Raw genomic sequence first — 19,629 nt, forward strand, 5'->3', positions numbered from 1 at the left:
ATGCGTCCGGTTGAAGAAGAGGCGACAGGACCCCCGCCCGTCGTGCCACCTCCAGTTGCAACCGGGGCGCCAGAGCCGTGGCGGACCACCGCGGCGTCCCATCGAGATGCGTTCGCGGCGGCAAAACCGTCCCAGCTGTCGCCGCCGCACCCCCGCGGCGTTTCGTCCGGGCGACACGTTGCGTCTCGGCAACCCCAGCCGCCTGATCGACGAGGCGACGCCGCCACTTACAATCAACCCCATGATGCACACCGACCTCATTGAGCGACTCCACGCGACCCCCTGGCGGGGCGTCCTCGCCATCACGGGCGGCGGCAGCGGCGCTATCGAAAGGCTCCTCACGGTCCCCGGGGCGTCGGCGACGGTCCTTGAAGCAGTGGTCCCCTACTGCCAAACGGCGCTGGCGGACTGGCTAGACGAGACCCCTGCCCGCGCCTGCGATGAACGGACCGCCCGCCAGATGGCGATGTGTGGGTTCGAACGCGCCCGGCGGCTCGCCCCAGACGCCGATCCGCGGACGCTTTTCGGAGTCGGCTGCACGGCGAGCCTTGCCAGCAGCCGCCCAAAGCGGGGCGATCACCGCGCGCATATCGCTGTGCAAACGGCGGGACGGACGCTCCTCGTCACGCTCCAGTTTGAGAAGGGCCGCCGCTCGCGCGCTGACGAGGAGGGGGCGACCGCTCACACGGTGGTCGCCACCCTCGCCCAGATCGCGGGCGTGCATCAACTCGATCTCACAAAGACGCCGCCAGGCATTGAGGCGAGTGTCGAGGACGTCGCCGCCCCTGCCGAGTGGGTTGAACTGCTGCTCGGCGAGCGCGACGTGGTGACGCTCCACCACGCCCCGGCGCCGCGGGGCGTGGCGGTCTGTCTGTTCCCCGGCTCGTTCAACCCGCCGCACGCCGGGCACGCCGCGATCGCCCGCCACGCCGCCGAGCGGACCGGCCGGCCGGTGGTGCTTGAGCTCTCGATCACCAACGTCGATAAGGCGCCGCTCGACTACATCGAGCTGACACGGCGCACGCACGCGCTCGCCGGCCAGCCGCTGTGGCTGACCCAGACGCCGACATTCGCCCAGAAGGCGGAGCTCGCCCCCGGCGCGGTGTTCGCTGTTGGCGCCGACACCATCGAACGGATCGGGCAGGGGCGCTACTACGCCGACGACGCGGCCCGCGACGCGGCGCTGCAATCACTCGCCGAGCGGGGCTGCCGCTTCCTCGTCTTCGGACGAATGGCGGACGACCAGTTCGCCGGGCTCGACCACCTAGCGTTGCCACCCGCCTTGCGAGCGCTTTGTGACGGCGTGCCCGAAACCGACTTCCGCGTCGACGTCAGCTCGTCAGAGATAAGGTCGTCGTAGGCCGGGACCAGCGAAGCGCAGGCCCGACAAGCCATCGGGTTGAGTCTCTCTCGGGGTCTGCCGGGCCTGCGCTTCGCTTGTCCCGGCCTACCGGCTAGAGGCTACCTGCGGGACACGGCGCCGTAGCCGACTCGCTCAACCGTCTCGCCGCCGCGACGTGTTGGTAGGTCGTGTAGCCGCCGGTCAGGTTGGCGGCGTTGTAACCGGCTTGCAACAGGATCCGCGTCGCGAGGTAGCCCCGTAGGCCCACCTTGCAGTAGGCGACAACGGGTTGATCGATCGAAATCTCGTCGAGGCGCTCACGCAGGTCGTCGACCGGCAGGTTGATGGCGCCGGGGACCGCTCCGGCGGCGTACTCCGCCGGCGTGCGGACATCGACGATCGTGACGTTCGCGGGCAGGATCCCATCGACGATCACCTCGGAATACATAACCGGGTGATCGTCCCGCAAGACGCCGGCAGCGATGAAGCCCGCCATGTTGACCGGGTCCTTGGCGGAGCCGTACTGCGGCGCGTAACAAAGCTCGGCCTCTTCGAGATCGAAGACCGTGAAGCCCGCCTGGATCGCCATCGCCAGCACGTCGATCCGCTTGTCGACGCCCGCGCCGCCGACCGCCTGGGCGCCAAGAACGCGTCCCTCGTCGGGGCAGAACAGCAGCTTGATCGACATCCCCTCGGCGCCGGGGTAATAACCCGCGTGGTTCGCCGGGTGGAGGTAGATCTTGTCGTACGCGACCCCCGCGGCCCGACACGCCTTCTCGCTGAGACCGGTCATCGCGGCGGTGCGGTCAAAGAGGCCGACGACCGCGGTCCCTTGCACCCCGGTAAACTCCAATTGGCGTCCGACACACGCGTCGGCGGCGATGCGTCCCTGGCGGTTGGCGGGCCCCGCCAGCGGGATCAGCGTCGGCTGTCCGGTAACATAGTTGCGGACCTGCACGGCGTCGCCAACGGCGTAGATGTGGGGGTCGCTGGTCTCCATCTGCTCGTCGACGACGATGCCGCCGCGCGCGCCGACTTCGAGCCCGGCGTCGGTCGCCAGGTGATTGTCGGGGCGGACGCCAATCGCCATGACGGCGAAGTCGACGGCGATCGAATCGCCCCGCTTGGTTTCGATGCGGATCCCTTCCCCATCGACCTGGAACGCGATCACTTCGTCATTGAGACGCAGGTCGACGCCCGCCTCGGCAAGGCGCTCGGCTATGGGGGCGACCATCTCGGCGTCCCACGGCGTCAGCACCTGGCCGTTGCGTTCGACGAGCGTCGTCTCGATGCCCCGCCGCACGAGGTTCTCGGCCATCTCGATGCCGATGAACCCGCCGCCGACCACGAGGGCGCGCTTCGCCGCGAGCGTCGCCGCGTGCAGCCGGTCGGCGTCGGCGAGGTTGCGGAGCGTGTAGACGCCCGGCAGATCGATCCCTGGGATCGGCGGCCGCAGCGGCGCGGCGCCGGGGGCGAGGATCAACTTGTCGTACGACTCGTCGTACTCACGCCCGTCTTGCAGATCGCGGATCCGCACCGACTTCGCCCCGCGATCGATCGACAGCGCTTCGTGCCGGGTCCGGACGTCGAGGCGGTGGCGTTGGCGGAGCAGTTCGACGGGCGCCACCAGCAGCTTGTCGCGCGAGGCGATTTCACCGCCGATGTAATACGGCATGCCACAGTTGGCGAACGAGGGCTCGGCGCCCCGTTCAATCATGACGATCTCGGCCGACTCATCGAGCCGCCGCAACCGAGCCGCCGCGCTCGCCCCACCGGCAACGCCGCCAACAATCACAACTTTCATTTGCATCGCTGATAGGTAAGGAGGAGACGCCCGCCGGCGTCACTTGTGCTGAGAATTGGATTCGTACGGTCCAAAGCGTCACGCTAAACGTTCTAAGCCGATACTCCGCTCGCGTCGCTTTGGATTCAGTCGAATGCGGCATTCCTATTTATTGGCCGCTTTACTGGGTTTGGTTCCAGGGCATTCGCGCAATCAGCATTCCCATCGCGCACGTATCGGTGACGCCGGCGAAGACAAGCCCCGCGCCAACAAAGCCCGCCAGACCGAGCCAAGCGGGATGAACGAACGCGCCGAGCGCCGTGCCGATCACCACCAACGACCCCGCCGCGATCCGCACCTGTCGCTCGAGCGACATCGACTTCCGCCCGCGTTCGAACGGCAGACCGGCCGACTCGCACGCCTCGGTTCCCCCGGCGACGTTGCTGAGGTCGCCCACGCCGGCGGCGGCGAGCTGGTCGCAAGCCTTCGCGCCGCGACTCCCCTTTTGACAGATCACATACAAGTGGCCGTCGTGCGTCTTGAAGTCGGCCGGCTGGAGCCGGTCGAGCGGCACGTTGCGGGCGCCGCGGACATGGACCTCACGGAACTCGGCCGGCGTGCGGACGTCGATGAGGTTGGGATTTCCTTGCCGGAGGGCCTCGGCAAGTTCGGCTGGCGAGATAGTCGCGTACATCGCAGTGTTGGTGGCTAGGGGGACGACGGCGCTCTGCGAGTTGTCGGTGTGTTGACCTTTTTCACGCCGAACCGGGCCTCGATGCACTCGAGGATCGACTCGAGGTGCGTCTCGGTGATCTGGTAGTAGCGTCGCCGTCCCTCCTTAACGCTCTCGAGGAACCCACACCGCTGCATCAGCCGGAGGTGTTCCGACGCCACGTGGCTCGCCACGCCGCACGACTCGGCAAGTTCGCCCACGGTGAAGTCCCCCTGCCGCAACATCTGCAGCATCCGCAGCCGGTGCGGGTGTGCCAGCACCTTGAGGCATTCGGCCGCTTGGGCGAGCGTCTCGAGATCGGTGAGCTGCAGCTTGCGGGGCGGATTGTTCATCGGGCGGAGCCGGTCGCTAAGGGATTAATATATCGGAACCTTACGACTTATCCATCCATAGGGTTCGCAGGTTAGGGCCGAAAAAACGCAATCCGCGATCTCTCGGCCACCGGTTGGTGTCCGCTAGCCCCCAAGGCTCCTGCCGCTTACCATCCGCGGAGCGGAACTCCTTCCTACGGCGTGAGATACGGCTATGGCCTCCAACGTTTTCGCCGGTGTCGATATCGGCGGCACCAACATCAAGATCGGGCTCGTCGATGACGCGGCCCAGACGCTCGCCCACGAGTCGCTTCCCACCGAGCAAGAACGCGGTCCGGCGGACGCCGCCCAACGGGTTGCCGAGGCCCTCAAACGCCTCGCCGCCAAGGCGGGCGTCACCGTGGCCGATATCACGGCGGTCGGCCTCGCGTCGCCGGGGCCGATGGACCTCAAGACGGGCCAGCTGCTCTGCCCGGGGAACCTCCCTCAGTGGCACAACACGCCGCTCCGCGACCTGTTCGAGAAGGCGACCGGCAAGCCCGTTAACTACGAGAACGACGCCAACGCCGCCGCCTACGGCGAGTACTGGGCCGGCGCCGGCGACCGGTTCGATTCCCTCGTGATGGTGACGCTCGGCACCGGCGTCGGCGGCGGCATTATCCTCGACGACAAGGTCATCGACGGCGCCCACAGCTGTGGCGGCGAGATCGGCCACATCATCATCGACGCCGCCGAGGACGCCCCGCTCAACTCGCTCGGCATCCGCGGCACGCTCGAAGGGTTCTGCGGCAGCTACGGCGTCGTCGGCCGCGCGCAATCGGCGATTTCCGACCGCTTCGTCGAGACCTCGCTGCGGGACGTCATCGAGGGGGGCGAAGAGCTCACCCCGCTGTTGATCGCCAACGCCGCCGAAGCGGGGGACGAGCTGGCGATGAAGGTCGTCCTGGAGACCGCCCGCTACCTCGCCATCGGCATCGTCACGGTCGTCCACACCGTCGACCCCGAGGCGGTCGTCATCGGCGGGTCGTTGACGTTCGGCGGCGCCGGCCACCCGCTCGGTGAGAAGTTCCTCGCCGCCGTCCGCGAAGAGACCAACGCCCGGCTCATCCCCAGCCTCCGCGGCCAAAAGCCGATCGAATTCGCCAAGCTCGGCGGCAGCGCCGGCTACATCGGCGCCGCGGGCCTCGCCTGAGCGGCGCAGCAGAAGTAGCGGGCGGTAGCAGAAGTCCCCCTCCCTTCCAGGGAGGGGCTAGGGGACGGTCGGGATGATCAGGACAGGATGACTCTCCTGTGATGAACGGGCCTGTGATGAACGGGATCACCCTCCCCACGATTGTCGACATAGCGGCTTCCCTAAAAAGGAGGGGGATACGCTGGGCGCCGCTTCACGACGCCTGTCCCCCGACGACGGATCCCTGATCGTGGACCCCAGGGGCGTCAGCCCCAACGGTTGCCCTCGCGGCCCGCGAGGCGGATACTTCGCGCAGACCCCTCGCCCGTCTCGTTGAAGGACCGCCCGCCATGCCTACGCCGCTCGAATCGCTCGTCGCTTCCGGAACCAAGCTGTGGCTCGACTCGGTCGACCCCGACTTGGTGGAGAAGAACATCGCCCTCGGCGCCACCGGCGCGACCTCCAACCCGGCGATCATTTCGGACCTGGTCAAGACGGGCCGCTACGACACGCTGATCGGCGAGCTCGTCAGCGAGGGCTTCAACGACGACGACATCGCCTGGGGCCTCGCCGACCACGTCGTCGAGACGGCCCAAGAGGCCTTCGAGCCGACCTGGGAAAAGACCGGCGGTGACGATGGCTGGGTCAGCTTCGAGCTCGACCCGCTGATCGAGGACCCCGAGGCCGACCTGCCACACGCCGACCGGGTCGCCCGCTATATCGAGCTCGGCAAAGAGTGGTTCGCCGACCAGCCGAACCGCATGATCAAGGTCCCCGGCACGCCGGCCGGGATCGACGCCCTCGAAGAGCTCTGCGCCGCCGGCGTGACGCTCAACGTGACGCTCCTCTTCACGCTCGACCAGTACGAGCGGGCCCGCGACGCCGTCTGGCGTGGCGCCCAACGGCGCGACGACCTCTCGACCTTCAAGAGCGTCTACAGCATCTTCGTGTCGCGGATCGACGTCTACACGGAAAAGCACTGCCCCGACCTCGAAGCCCCGGCGCAGGGCCAGGTCGGCGTCGTCAACGCCAAGCGGGTCTGGCAGGCCAACCAGGCGTTCTGGGCCGACAAGGGGCTTAAGCTCAACCAAGAGATCATCTTCGCGAGCACCGGCACCAAGGACCCCAACCAGAAGCCGTGGAAGTACGTCGAGGCCCTCGCCGGCAGCGACATCCAGACGAACCCGCCAGCGACCAACGACGCCGCCCAGGCGAGCGGCGTCACGTTCATGCGCCGCGTCGACGAGATGCCGAGCCCCGCGGTCCTCACGGCGATTGACGCCACGGTCGACTTCAACGCCCTGCACGACACGCTGATGCGCGAGGGGGTGCAGAAGTTCGCCGACCCCCAAAAGGCCCTGCTAGCGGCGATCGCCGCAAAGCGCGCCGAACTGGCCACGGCGTGACCAAAAGAATCGCTGTTTTCTTTTTGGAACCGGTCCCGCTCCCAGACGCGCGAGGTCCTTCTAACAGTTTGGGTTCGCGCACGTGGCCAAATCGTTGGTTGCAACACAACGGGGCTGTCGTCTCTACGCACACGGCTGCCACAGGCGAAGTGAGTCGTGCGAAGTTCTAGGAACCTCTGACGCCCGAGGGGCGACTGAAGGATTGCGGCCGTCGCCAATCGTCCACGGGTCGACCTTGCGTGGGAGCCTACTCGCATGACCTTTCCGATCCTTGCGTTAGCGGTCGCGGCCCTCACAAGCGAGTTGGACGTCACGGTTCTCCGCTCGGAACGCTTCGCCGAGGCCAAGTTCGGCCTTCGCGATCGAATCTTTATCGTTCAGGACGCCTGGGAATTGGAGCGTTGCCGGCGACTGCTGCCGGATTTCCCCCCGATTGATATCCGGACGGAGCACGCCGTTATTGTCCCGAGTTGGAGGTGGCGTCGACGTGAGATCGAATCGATCGAGTCCGAGGGCGACGATCTCGTGGTGCGAATAAAGCAAAGCCCCCGTCCCAGACCCGGCACAATTACTACGACGGACTATGTCCCTCCCGATCTTTTCGTTGCGAAGGCTCCCGTCTGCGGTGGTACGGTGCGTTTTCTGATCAACGACCGCCTGGACCACGTTGTCCTGCGCGGTGACGCGTTGGCAGCACGTACGACGGATTTGCTTGCGGACCTCCTCGCCTGGAAGTCAGGGAGGCGTTGGACCGCAGAGGAGTGGCTCGCACGCTACCGATACGAATATCGCAACAAGCTCGACGGCGAAGAGCTTGACGACGCTCTCACGGTGTTTCGCCGCGACTACACCGAAAGGCGCTGTCGGGTGATCTTAAAAGAGTTGGCGCAACTCCAAGACCGGACGGTCACGCCACGGCTGGTGGGAGTTGCGGCTTGGCTCGGTCCTCACGACGCGATGGTGGGGCATTTGCGCCAAACCCTGGTGGCGCTGGGGGGTAACGAGACGGTCCGGGCCTGCGAGCTGTTGCTCGAACTTGAGAACGAGCAAGCCCGCTTGGTTGCGATCTTGGCCTTGTCGGACTTGTCGATTCCATCGACGCGACCCATGGCCCATGCCCACTTGGCGGATTCGTGTGATGCGGCTGCACGAACAGCCAAAACCCTCTTGCATCAGCTCGGGCTCTCCGTCGAGGACGTTGCGCCAATCACCGAAGCGATCGAGGCGTTGGAACGACAGGCCCAGGCCAAAGGAGCCGATTGCCGGGCAAAGTGGGCCCTCGCCAACTCACTCGTGAGTATTTTGGAAGCCCTCGGACCGGAAGCCGAGTCGGCGATCCCGCTGCTCACACGGCTCGCCACAGGACCTCCGAATTGCTTTTCCGATCAGATCCGTCCCAAGGCGAACGACGCCCTCGCCGCGATCTCGGCCGGGCTGGTTCCAGGGTCTGCGCCTTAGCTAATGGTGTCGACGTTGTTTCCCAGATTCGAGTAGTCCACTTTCTCACGGGGGTTTGTGCCATTCAGGTACTCCTCAACGTTCGTGTAGCCGTCCCCGTCGTCGTCCTTGCTTCCATCGGCGGCTGACTTTGGGTTGAGATCGTACTTCGCTTCCCACTCGTCGGGCATGCCATCTTGGTCGGTGTCGGCGCCGACCTCGGCTGGCGCGTAGGAGTAGTCGGGGTAGCCGCCAACTTCATCGGGATGGCGCAGGATCCCGGTGCTGGTGGCTGCTTTTCCGGTGCGGACCATTTCGGTGACCCGCTCGTCCACCTCGTCGCGATGGGGCAGCGTGGCGCCCGCTTTCGAGAGGACTTCTTCGAAAGCGTTGGAGGCGGTCTGCTGATTGATCGGCCATCCTGCGAACGGCGTATAGACTCGGGCGTGCTTGATCTCGCCCCCGCCCGCATCCAACCGCATCCCCTTCCAATTGTCGGCGGTCACTTCGGGAGAGCCCTCGACAAGGTTCCCTGCGACGTACCACTTGCCGGGACGACTGTCGGTTTTCGGGTACCAGCCGCCGCTCTCGAACCGTCTCGGTGGAGACGACTGTGACCGCTGCTCGATCTTGGCGATCGTGTGAAGCATGTCGTCGTTCGTCGCCGGGCCCGCCTTGTAGTAGTTATTGATGACGTTGATCAGGGAGGTCTCGTCGCCGCCGTCCATGGTCCGATGCCCCCAGTTGAAGATCACGTTATTGCGATAGTCAAAGTCGCCACTCATGCCGATTGAGGGATTCCGGCCGGTGTTGCAGGCGAAAAGGTTGTGGTGGAACGTCGCGTTGTGGCCTCCCCACGTCCCGCCAAACTCGTGGCCGGGTCCAAGCGCCTCGCTCGAGATACAGTACTGGATCGTCAGATTGCTGACGGGGTTCTTGATCTGAGTGACCTTCCCGTGCGCAGGGGGGACCTTGGGGTCGTTGTCCATCCAGCGGTAGAGCGAGAGGTTCTCGTCACGGCCCCAACTGGCGGTGCAGTGATCGACGATGATCTGCCCGACGGGATTGCCCCCGATGTTGTCCGAACCTTGACCCCCCGAGGGATTGCCACGCCGCACCCTGAGGTGTCGGAGGATGACGTTGCGGGTGTTGATGTTCAACGAATGATTCGAGAGGCAGATTCCGTCGCCCGGCGCCGACTGGCCCGCGATCGTGATGTCGGCGTTGTCGATGTCAAGATTCGACTTCAGCGCGATGACGCCTGCGACACGGAAGGTGACGATGCGTGGCCCTTCGGCGTCGATGGCGGCTCGCAAGCTGCCCGAGCCGCTGTCGTTGAGATTGGTCACGGCGATGACCCTTCCGCCGCGGCCCCCCGTGGCGAACATGCCTCCGCCCCACGCGCCGGGGAACGCCGGAATTCCGTACGGCATCATGAAGGGCACCGGCGGCGCCATGCCGGGCTCAGGTTCGGAAACCGAAAGCGGCTTGGTTTTACTCGGCTTGGTTTCAGTCGACGGGGTTTCGTTCGACGGGGTTTCACTCGACGGGAGAGCTCCGTCGCTCGCCAGAGCAACGCGACCACCCGTCAGAAAAGCCAGTGACAGAGAGGCTATCAACAATCGGTTTGTCATCGTTTCCTGATCGGGACGGAGAGAAGTTCGGATGGGATCCGCTTTGGCTTGGACGAGCCTTTCGGCCGTTGCCTGGCTAAAGACGAGCGGTGTCGTTCGCCCCGACGGTCTCGGACGTGAGGGGCCTGGAGGCTTGCTCACGCCTCGTGGCGGCCACCGGCCGTCAACGACCTTCGAGGACGCCTACCTATCTGAAATCAAATGGAGGGCGATCGAGGGCGAAGAACGCCTTTTATTGCGACACGCAGGGGCGATCCCGGTCCTCGAACCGGGGCGATCGACGCCTCGGCGAGGCGCCGTGACCTTTGTTGGCGAGTTTAGTTGGCGAGTTTATTACTTCGTCGGGGCGACCGCCGCCCACGGCGTCGCCTCCGCGTGCCGCTCGTACTCAAGCCGGCCGAACGCCTCCGGGAGCGACTTGCCTTCGAAGGCGTGGTCGGCGAAGTCGAGGAGGTCCTCGACGCTCGGCACGTGGCCGACCGGGCGGAAGCGGATCGAGAGCCGGTCGCCGGCGCCCAACAACTCGTAGACCGGCTTGGCGGCGAGGTAGCTGAGCTGCGACCCCTCCGGATTGATCCAGGTGTCCTCGGTCCCCTCGGTGCTCATCTGCCAACGCGGGGCGACCAGCGCGAGCAGCTCGTGCTGGTCGATCGGCAGCTCCTCTTCGCGGCCGACATACGCGCGGAAGCCGGGGCGGAGCCAGTAGCCGTACTTGCCGGTGATGTTCTCGAGCCGCTCGGCCTTTCCGAAGACGTAGCGGTAGGGCGCGGCGCCGCCGCAACCGGAGTGCTGCGGGACGGTGATGGCGATCCGCTCGTCGAAGGCGCCGGCGACGAGCGCGGCCTTGCCCCAGCGGCTGTGTCCCGAGACGACGACGCGCGACGCGTTGATCCGGTCATGGTTGGCGAGGGCGTCAATCGCCCGGTGGACCGACCAGGCCCACGCCATCAAGCCGCCGCAGTCGATGTCGTCGCCAAAGAGTTGGTAGACGCCCCCTTCGCGGCAGCGCTTGGAGTCGTCGCGGGCGGCGTCGTTGTAGTTGATCTCGACAGAGGCGTAGCCCCGCGCGGCGTAGGGGCTGGGCCCCGGTGGGCGCTTGAACCGGGCCGGCACGTCGCCGAACCAACCCCCTTGGATCACGACAGGGAGTCTTCCGGCGCCCTCGGCGGGCAACGTCAGGCGGCCGTTGACGACGAGTTTGGCGTCGCCTTGCCCGAAACGCATCGCGAAGGGCTTCACGGTGGCGCCGGGCGTCGATTCGGTGTCGGGCTCGCCCCACTCGATGGCGGCCCGTTCGGGCTTCGGCGGCAGGTGGCCGTACTCGACGCGTTGGAACAGCTCCTTGAGTTCCTCACGGCGACGCGCCCAGTCGTCAGCGTCGGTGACGCGTGTCCCGTCGGCAAAGATAAACGGGTCGGGGAGTTCGGCGACGGCTTGTTGCGGGGCGGTGGCGAGGAGGGCCGTAACTGCCAACAAGGGGGCGATACGCATGGCGGACTCGCTGGGGAGAAGAGAAGGTCCCCGCGATTGTAACCGCCGGAGCGGTGGCGAGTTGGTTCGGCCGACTCCCTGACGGTCGCGGCTCGTAAAGCCGATCCCCCGATCCCCCGTCCCTCGCCCCTAACCCCCCGTCCCTCGCCGTCAGTACGCGTTCTTCTGCCCCAGCACGACCCACAGCGTGCGGAAGAGGATCTCGACGTCCATCGTGAAGCTCCACGTGCGGATGTACTCGTGGTCGTAGCGGATGCGACCTTCCATTTTGTCGAGCGTATCGGTCTCGCCGCGGAAGCCCATCACCTGGGCGAGGCCCGTGATGCCGGGCTTCACTTTGTGGCGGAGCATGTAGCCGTCGATGAGCGTGCGGTACTGCTCGTTGTGGGCCGTAGCGTGCGGGCGCGGGCCAACGAGGCTCATTGAGCCGCCGACGACGTTGAACAGCTGGGGCAATTCGTCGAGGCTTGTCTTGCGAATAAAGGCGCCGACGGGCGTGATACGAGCGTCTCCCTTGGTGGCTTGCTGAACGGCTGAACCGGCGTCACCTGGCTGGCAGGTTTCCACCCGCATGCTGCGGAACTTCCAGACAAGGATCTCACGGCCGTCGAGCCCATACCGCTTTTGGCGGAAGAAGGCCGGCCCACGACTGGTGAGTTTGACGGCGAGCCCCGTCGCCAACATTACTGGGCTGAACACGGCGAGCAGCGCCAGACCGGCGATGAGGTCGAACGAGCGCTTCAGCAGGCCGTCGATCCCGTAGAGCGGGTTCTCATGAATACTCACCGCCGGCAGGCCGCCGACGTTGGTGAGGCGGGCGTGGAGCAGCTCGAAGACGAAGAAGTCGGGGACGAGGTAAACGTCGGCCGTCGTGTCGGCCAGCTTGTTGAGGACGTCACGCAGGCGCTTCTCGGCCCGCATCGGGAACGTGAGATAGACGGTGTCGATCTCGCCGGCGCGGCAGGCGGCGACGAGGTCGCTGACGCCGCCGACGACGTCGCCGAGTTCGGCCGGCACGTCGGCCTTCCGCGACGCAGAGGCGACATCGGCGTCGCCACGGCGGTCGGACGACGCCTCGTCACGCCGGCCTTTCTCTTGGTCGTCGGTCGCGGCGAGGGAGCGGCGGTCGCTGGCTTGGCGACGCTCGACGTAGCGGTCGTCGTAGAAGCCGACCGTCTTCAGGCCGAGCTCGGGCATCCGGGACAGGTTGCGGGCGAGCTGGACGCCCAACTCGTTGGCGCCGCAGACGGCGACCCGCTTGGTGTTCCAGCCCTCGGCTTGTAGGCGCCGCTGGGTGAGTCGCAACGCGAACCGCAGCGCCACCATCACCATCGGCGTGGCGAGGATCCAGGCGACCTTGGTCTCGTAGCTGAACCGGGCGTTGTAGGCGGTGACGAGGCCAATCGCGAGGAGCGTGGCGACGGTGTAGGCCCAGGTCAGGGCGAGACAGCCGAGCTCGCCGCGCAGCCGGGCGCCGCGCCAGCTGCGATAGACGCCGGTGAGCTCGCTGACGGCGTGAAAGACGACGACCGCGGCGGCGGTGACGCCGAGCCACTCGTTCACCAGGGAGTGTCCCGCGTCGCCACCGACCGGCGTGAGCTTGGCCGCAACGTTAGAAACGACGGCGACCGCTGCGGCGTCGATGACACGGTGCAGGCTGGTGAGGACGCTCGTGGAGTTGGTGATTCCGCGGTTGAGGGGCGTCATCGGGGGCAGCTCGCAGTTGGGCTAGAGACCGGTCGGGCAAGCTTAGGTTGCGGGCGGGCGAATTCTGGCAGTGGGCCGCCGGGGCCGAATGCCGTAGCTTGTGGGGGAGGGCAGGCGAGTCGGATTGGGAGGGTCGGGCCGGCGGCGGCGATTCCGCAGGTTTGGCGAACCCCCAACCGCATCGCTCCGCACTACGGCCAGGGGGAACGCCGCGGAAGGCGCTCCCCAGACATCACCCAACGAGTGGCGTGAGGGAGCGACTATGCGTCTATTTGAGGCCCTGGCCTGTGGTCTGCTGCTATCGGTCGCCGCCATCGGGGGGGCCGAGGAGGCGTCACGCCGAGCCATTGAGGACGCGATGCAAGCCGGCCACTGGGACGAAGCGCTGAAAATGGCGCAGCTGCGGCTCGACTCGGGCGACGGCCAACGGGCCGACCTGGCGTCGGCGTCGGTCTGCTTGCAGCGACTCGGTCGGGCCGAGCAACTCGACCAACTCATTGAGGGCGCCGTCGAGCGCTACCCGAAATCGGTCCCGATGCTGATCGGAGCGATGGAGGCTTACGCCCTCGCGCCGCACTACGGGGTCGAGGTCGCCGGCGAGTTCCGCCGCGGGCCCCAGCGCGGGGCCGGCACGACGCTGTCGGTCGAAGAGGCCGACCGGGTCCGCGCCTTGCGGCTTGGCGAGCAGGCGCTGGCCGTGGTGGGCGACGACGACAAGCTAGCGGCGGAGGTCTTGGAGCAACTCCGCTCGACGATCGCGATCAGCCGTATGGGCCGGTACGCCTGGCGCCTGCAGTTGCTGACCGACCTCACCGACGAGTTGCCCGAGCCCACCGATCGCTGGGGGGGCGTCGCGCAGAGCGATCCGCCCGTTGCGCCCGACGGCGAGGGGCCGCTGCTCTACGAGGTTCCCGATGGCTGGGCGTCCGCGCAGAGCGACGGCGAGCGCTGGCGGTGGACCCTCGCCGAAACAGCGCGTCGCCTGCCCGGCAAGACGGCCGAAATGGAGTTGGCGTACGCCGACTTCCTCCGCGACCAGTTCGGCGTGCAGTCGCTCGTGCAGCAGGGCTGGTTCCGTCCGCAGCAGGCCGACGACGACGATCCGCTGACCGAGACCTCCGCCTTGGCGGTCGAGACGCTCGACGACAACGAGACGATCGCGCGGCTGGCCACCGGCGTGCGGCGTTTCACGCTCCCCGAGGGGCACCGCTTCGTCGAGCGGTACCGCAAGCACGATCGGTACACGACGCTGGCGGACATCTACCTGAATCGGAACCAACGCCCTAGGGCGGTCGAGGCGACCCGGGCGGCGATCAAAGCCGAGTCGAACCGCGACGTCCGCAAGGGGATCGAGCAGCAGCTCGACCAGCTCATCGACCCGTGGGTCCGTTTCGACGCGACCCTCACGCAACCCGCCGGCGAGGGCGTGCGGCTCCGCGTGGCGCACCGCAACGCGGCGAAGGTCCATTTGCTAGCGCGTCATGTCAACGTGCCGCTGCTGCTAGCGGACGTGAAGGCGATCTTGCGCGACCCGCCCCGCAACGGCCAAGGGATGGCGCTGGAGGTCGAGAGCCTCGGCTGGCGACTGGTGCAGGGCGAGCAAGCGAAGTACGTCGGCGAAGAAGCCGCGTCGTGGACCGTGGACGTCACGACCCCGCCCGACCACCGCGACGGGGACACGCCGGTCGAGACGCCCCTCGAAGAGCCGGGCGCGTACCTCGTGACAGCGACGCCGGTGGCGGCCGACGGCTCGGCCGGGGCGCCGTCGATGGTCGTCGTCTGGGTCGCCGACACGGCGCTCGTCCGCAAAACAACCGCCGACGGCGCGCTCTACCAGGTGCTCGACGCCCGCCACGGCCGGCCGGTCGCCGGCGCGACGGTCGAGCTGTTCGGCTACCGCCAGACGGCGCCGCCGCCGGGAGGCGGCTTCCGCAAACCACAGATCGAGACCACCAGCGTCAGCAAGCCGAGCGATAAAGACGGGATCACGGTCTTCGATGTCGCGCCGCCCGAGAACGAACGCGGCTACGAATGGATGGCGATCGCCACCAGCGCCGACGGCCGGCTGGCGCACCTCGGTTTCTCGGGCGTCTGGCGGAGCTACGCCGACACCAACCCACCGGAGCAGCCGCGGACGTTCGTCGTGACCGACCGCCCCGTCTATCGGCCGGGCGACACGGCCGAGTTCAAGGCGTGGGTCGGCAAGCCCGACTACCTGGCGGCCGCCGCCGAAGGCGAGGAAGCCGAGCCCTCCCCTTACGCCCACCAGGAGTTCCAGGTCGACGTCTACGACGCGCGGGGCGAGAAAGTCGACACCCAGCGTCTCACCGCCGACGCCTACGGCGGCGTCGTCGGGGCCTACGTCACGAGCGACGCCTCGTCGCTCGGCGTGTACCGGATCGACCTCGTCGGCTTTGGGGGAGGTAGTTTTCGTGTCGAGGAGTACCGCAAGCCGGAGTTCGAGGTCACGGTCGACGCGCCCGAAGAGCCGACACGTCTTGGCGAAGCGTTCGAGGCGGTGATCCACGCCGACTACTACGCCGGCACGCCGGTCCGTGGCGGATCGGTCAAGTACAAGGTGGTCCGCACGAAGCAGAGCGAGCAGTGGCTGCCGCCGATGCCGTGGGACTGGCTGTACGGCCGTGGCTACGGCTGGCTCGGACAAGACGCCACGTGGCGGAGCGACTGGCGCCGCTGGGGCTGCTTCGCGCCGCTGCCGCCGTGGGGGCAGCGTCCGACCGGCCCGCCCGAGGTCGTCGCCGAAGGCGAAGCGACGCTCAACGCCGAGGGAGTTTTCCGCCTGCCGATCGAGACCGCGCTCGCCGCGCAGCGCTACCCCGACAGCGACCACGAGTACCGCGTCACCGCCGAGGTGACCGACGCGGGACGTCGCACCATCGTTGGCGAGGGCTCCGTGCTAGCGGCGCGGCGTCCGCTGGAAGTGACGGTCTGGCTCGACGGCGGGTTCTTTGAGGTCGGCGACACGGTCGGCACGAACGTCTCGGTCCGCCGGCCCGACGGCAAGCCGATCGCCGGCGAGGGAGAGCTGCGGCTGATGAAGATCGCCCCGCCGGCCGAGCAGCCGGAGACGGAAGCGGGTGAGGTCGTCGAGCTGGTCGATCCCGACGAGACGCTCGTCCAGGCGTGGCGGCTCGAGACCGGCGCCGACGGCGCGGCCATGATGCGGCTCAAGGCGTCCGAACCGGGCCGGTACCGGCTCGTCTACAGCAGCGAAGCCGCCGACGGCCCGATGCAACCAGCGGTGGAAGGCGCGGTTGTCTTCACAATCCGCGGCCCGGGTTTCAACGACGGCGCGTTCCGCTACGGCGACCTCGAACTCGTCCCCGACAAGGCGGTCTACGCCCCGGGCGACACGCTGCGGCTTTTGGTAAACACCGACCGCGTCGGCTCGGCGGTGACGCTCTTCGTCCGACCGGTGGCGGGCGTCTATTCGACGCCGCGCGTGCTGGTGCTGGACGGCAAGAGCGACGTCGTCGAGATCCCCGTCGAGCGGTCCGACATGCCGAACTTCTACGTCGAGGCGTACACCGTCGTCGATGGCAAGCTCCACAACGTGACGCGGCAGATCGCCGTGCCGCCCGAGTCGCGCGTCGTGAAGGTCGAGGCGTCCCCGTCGGCGACGACCTACCTGCCGGGCGAAGAGGGAACGCTTCTGGTGCGGCTCACCGACGAGGCGGGCGCGCCGGTCACCGGGTCGGCGACGATCGCCGTCTACGACCGCAGCGTCGAGGCGATCGCCGGCGGCCCCTCGGGCGGCGACATCCGCGCGGCGTTCTGGGACTGGACCCGCTCGCACTACCCCAGCACGACGCACAGCCTCGCCCGGAACGAGGGCCCGGTGACGCCGCCCGACGTGCCGGGCATGCAGGACCTGGGCGTCTTCGGCGGGGTGATGCCGCGGCGCCGCGGCGACATGATGATGAAAGGGTTCGGTGGCGGCGCCCCCGTCCCCATGTCGATGATGATGTCCGCCGAATCCGACGCCTTCGGCAGCGCGACCCCCGCGATGGCCCGCTCGGCCGCGACGCCGCCCGGCGGCGAAGCGAGCGAACCTCCCGTCGCGGTCCGCGAAAACTTCGCCGACACCGCGGTCTGGATCGGCGCGGTCGAGGCCGACGCCGAGGGCTTTGCGATCGTGCCGATGCCGCTCCCCGAGAGCCTCACCTCTTGGAAGGTGCGGGTGTGGGCCGTCGGCGACGGGCTCCGTGTCGGCCAGGGCGAGGCGGAGGTCGTCACCCGCAAGGACCTGATGGTGCGGTTCCGCGCGACACGGTTCCTCGTCGACGGCGACGAGGCGACCCTCGCGGCCCTCGTCCAGAACGAATCGCCGCGCGAGCTCACCGTGCGGGTCCGGTTGGAGGAGGAAGGGGGCTCGGTCGCCCTCCCCTCGGCCGTCGAGAAAACCGTCACCGTCGCCGCCGGCGCCGAGGCCTTGGTCGATTGGCGCGTCAAGGCGACGAGCGAAGGCGAGGCGACGCTCCGCGTCGTCGCCACGTCGGACGGGACCCTCTCCGACGCGATGCAGATCAAGCTCCCGGTGCTGGTGCACGGCGCGGAGATCGTGCAGTCGTACAGCGCGGTGATCGCGCCGCAAGACCGGCTGGCGACCTTCGAGGTGATCGTCCCCGAGAAACGCCGCCCCGAGGCGACACGGCTCGAGGTGCGTTACAGCCCGACCCTCGTCGGCGCGATGCTCGACACGCTGCCGTACCTGATCGAGTACCCGCACGGCTGCACCGAGCAGACGCTCAACCGCTTCTTGCCGGCCGCGATCGTCCGCCAGACGGTCAAGGACCTGGGCGTCGATCTGGCGACCCTCAAGCCGACCGAGCCACGCGACGGGCCACGCGTCGGGCCGCCGGGACGACCCGACCCGGTGTTCGACGCGGACGAGCTCGAGCGACTCGTCAAGGCGGGCGTGCAGCGGCTGACCGAGATGCAGCTAACCGATGGCGGCTGGGGTTGGTTCAGCGGCTGGGGCGAACACAGTTCACCCCACACGACGGCGGTCGTCGTCCGCGGCCTGGGCGTCGCGAAACGGAGCGGCGTCAAAGTCGCCGACGACGTCGTGGCGCGGGGCCTCGACTGGCTCGCGAATTACCGCAATGAGCAGCTTGAGAAGATCGCCAACGTAGACGCCGACGGCAAGCCGATCAACGATCAGCGCCCCTGGAAGCACGCCGCCGATAACCTCGACGCCCTGGTCGAACTGGTGCTCGGCGAAGCGGACCGGCCCAGCGAGGCGATGCTCGGCCTGCTCTTCGAAGACCGGCTGCAGCTCGCCCCCTACAGCCAGGCGACGCTCGGGCTCGCGTTGCACCAGCAAGCCGTGGGTGGAAACAAAGTCGCCACCCAACGCCGCGACACCGTCATCCGCAACCTGCGGCAGTTTGTTGTTGAGGACGACGAGAACCAAACCGCCTACCTGAACCTGCCCGGCGGCTACTGGTGGAACTGGTACGGCAGCGAGTACGAGGCGCACGCCTACTTCCTCAAGCTGCTCGCCGCGACCGAGCCGCGGGGAGAGCTCGCCCCGCGGCTGGTGAAGTACCTGCTCGCCAACCGCCGGCACGCGACCCGTTGGAACAGCACCCGCGACACCGCCCTGGTGGTCGAGGCGATGGCCGACTACGTCCGCGCCAGCGGCAAGGCGGCGGTCGATGGCACGGTCGAGGTCTGGCTCGACGGCAAAAAACGCGACCTCCGCGACTTCACCGCCGAGAACGCGCTGCGCTTCGACGGCCGCTTCGTCCTCACCGGCGAAGAGCTCTCCGCCGGCCGGCACACGCTCGAGCTCCGCAAGTCGGGCGAAGGCCGCCTCTACGCCGGCGCGTCGCTCACCAACTTCAGCCTCGAGAGCGACCTCCGCGCCGCAGGGCTCGAGGTGCGGGTCCAACGACGCGTCCAGAAGCTCGTGCCGATCAAGGCGTCGGCCGACGACGTCGACGCCCGCGGCGCCGCCGTCTCGGTCAAAACCGAGCAGTACCGCCGCGTCGATGTGCCGAACCTCGGTGCCGTCGAGTCGGGCGACCTCATCGAGGTCGAGCTCACGATCGCCAGCAAGAACGACTACGAGTACCTCGTCATCGAGGACCCGAAGGCGGCCGGCTTCGAGCCGGTCGAGACCCAGAGCGGCTACAACGGCAACGCCATCGGCGCCTACGTTGAGTTCCGCGACGAGGCGGTCCGGTTCTATGTCCGCACCCTGGCGCGGGGCGAACGATCGGTCCGCTACCGCCTGCGGGCGGAGACCCCGGGCAAGTTCGCCGCGCTCCCCGCGCAGATCAGCGCGATGTACGCCCCCGAGCTGCGTGGCAACAGCGACGAGATGCGCGTGGTTGTCGAGGATGCGGAATAGGCAGGGTTGGTGGTCTTGCTGGATCGCGCTGCTTCGTTATTGGGGGTGGGCCGGGGGGGCGAAGTCTGCTTTTACGCTACCCGAGGCTTGCGCCTACGGCTTATGCGCCGGCTGCCGCTTCGATTTGAGCCGTAGGCGATAGCCTCGGGCAGCAGCGCCAACCAACGCCCCTTCTCACCCCTCCACCGCTCGACCAAAGCCGGCGCCGCATGGGATGTCGGGGCCGGCGCCCGGT

Annotated in this window: 11 protein-coding genes; 5 read left to right on the forward strand and 6 right to left on the reverse strand. The window is 67.6% G+C overall.

Annotated features, from left to right (window positions below):
* The first annotated feature begins 10 nt into the window (after positions 1-10).
* Complete coding sequence (locus tag Pla108_RS04605; RefSeq protein WP_197526242.1) at positions 11-1,360, forward strand: hypothetical protein; 1,350 nt, start codon at positions 11-13, stop codon at positions 1,358-1,360.
* A 94-nt stretch (positions 1,361-1,454) separates the two neighbouring features.
* On the opposite strand, the gene Pla108_RS04610 is transcribed toward Pla108_RS04605, so the two are convergent.
* The 3 genes from Pla108_RS04610 to Pla108_RS04620 form a co-directional block, all read right to left on the reverse strand.
* A complete protein-coding gene (locus Pla108_RS04610) occupies positions 1,455-3,146 on the reverse strand; it encodes an FAD-dependent oxidoreductase (protein WP_146444433.1) in 1,692 nt (563 codons plus the stop codon).
* 160 nt (positions 3,147-3,306) lie between these two features.
* A complete protein-coding gene (locus tag Pla108_RS04615; protein WP_146443468.1) occupies positions 3,307-3,819 on the reverse strand; it encodes a rhodanese-like domain-containing protein in 513 nt (170 codons plus the stop codon).
* A 14-nt stretch (positions 3,820-3,833) separates the two neighbouring features.
* Positions 3,834-4,190 carry an ArsR/SmtB family transcription factor gene (locus tag Pla108_RS04620; RefSeq protein ID WP_146443470.1) on the reverse strand — a complete coding sequence of 119 codons (357 nt, stop codon included), beginning with the start codon at positions 4,188-4,190 and terminating at the stop codon, positions 3,834-3,836.
* 193 nt (positions 4,191-4,383) lie between these two features.
* On the opposite strand from Pla108_RS04620, the gene Pla108_RS04625 reads away from it, so the two are divergent.
* The 3 genes from Pla108_RS04625 to Pla108_RS04635 all read left to right on the forward strand — a co-directional run bounded on the left by Pla108_RS04625 (position 4,384) and on the right by Pla108_RS04635 (position 8,204).
* A complete protein-coding gene (locus tag Pla108_RS04625) occupies positions 4,384-5,361 on the forward strand; it encodes an ROK family protein (protein ID WP_146443472.1) in 978 nt (325 codons plus the stop codon).
* A gap of 329 nt (positions 5,362-5,690) precedes the next feature.
* Positions 5,691-6,746, forward strand: a complete 1,056-nt coding sequence (locus Pla108_RS04630) for a transaldolase family protein (protein WP_146443474.1) — start codon at positions 5,691-5,693, stop codon at positions 6,744-6,746.
* 255 nt (positions 6,747-7,001) lie between these two features.
* Positions 7,002-8,204 carry a hypothetical protein gene (locus tag Pla108_RS04635; RefSeq protein WP_146443476.1) on the forward strand — a complete coding sequence of 401 codons (1,203 nt, stop codon included), beginning with the start codon at positions 7,002-7,004 and terminating at the stop codon, positions 8,202-8,204.
* On the opposite strand, the gene Pla108_RS04640 is transcribed toward Pla108_RS04635, so the two are convergent.
* From Pla108_RS04640 to Pla108_RS04650, 3 genes are all read right to left on the reverse strand, one after another.
* Positions 8,201-9,640 carry a pectate lyase family protein gene (locus Pla108_RS04640; protein WP_197526243.1) on the reverse strand — a complete coding sequence of 480 codons (1,440 nt, stop codon included), beginning with the start codon at positions 9,638-9,640 and terminating at the stop codon, positions 8,201-8,203. The two genes, Pla108_RS04635 and Pla108_RS04640, sit on opposite strands and share 4 nt — an antisense overlap.
* A gap of 510 nt (positions 9,641-10,150) precedes the next feature.
* Complete coding sequence (locus tag Pla108_RS04645; protein ID WP_146443480.1) at positions 10,151-11,308, reverse strand: glucuronyl esterase domain-containing protein; 1,158 nt, start codon at positions 11,306-11,308, stop codon at positions 10,151-10,153.
* Between the two features lie 150 nt (positions 11,309-11,458).
* Positions 11,459-13,015: an undecaprenyl-phosphate glucose phosphotransferase gene (locus tag Pla108_RS04650; RefSeq protein ID WP_146443482.1), complete on the reverse strand. Its 1,557-nt coding sequence runs from the start codon at positions 13,013-13,015 to the stop codon at positions 11,459-11,461.
* Between the two features lie 262 nt (positions 13,016-13,277).
* On the opposite strand from Pla108_RS04650, the gene Pla108_RS04655 reads away from it, so the two are divergent.
* On the forward strand, positions 13,278-19,394 hold the full coding sequence (locus Pla108_RS04655) for an alpha-2-macroglobulin family protein (protein WP_146443484.1): 6,117 nt from the start codon (positions 13,278-13,280) through the stop codon (positions 19,392-19,394).
* The last annotated feature ends 235 nt before the right edge of the window (positions 19,395-19,629 follow it).

This window comes from Botrimarina colliarenosi, assembly GCF_007859955.1.
Classification (GTDB): Bacteria; Planctomycetota; Planctomycetia; order Pirellulales; family Lacipirellulaceae; genus Botrimarina; species Botrimarina colliarenosi.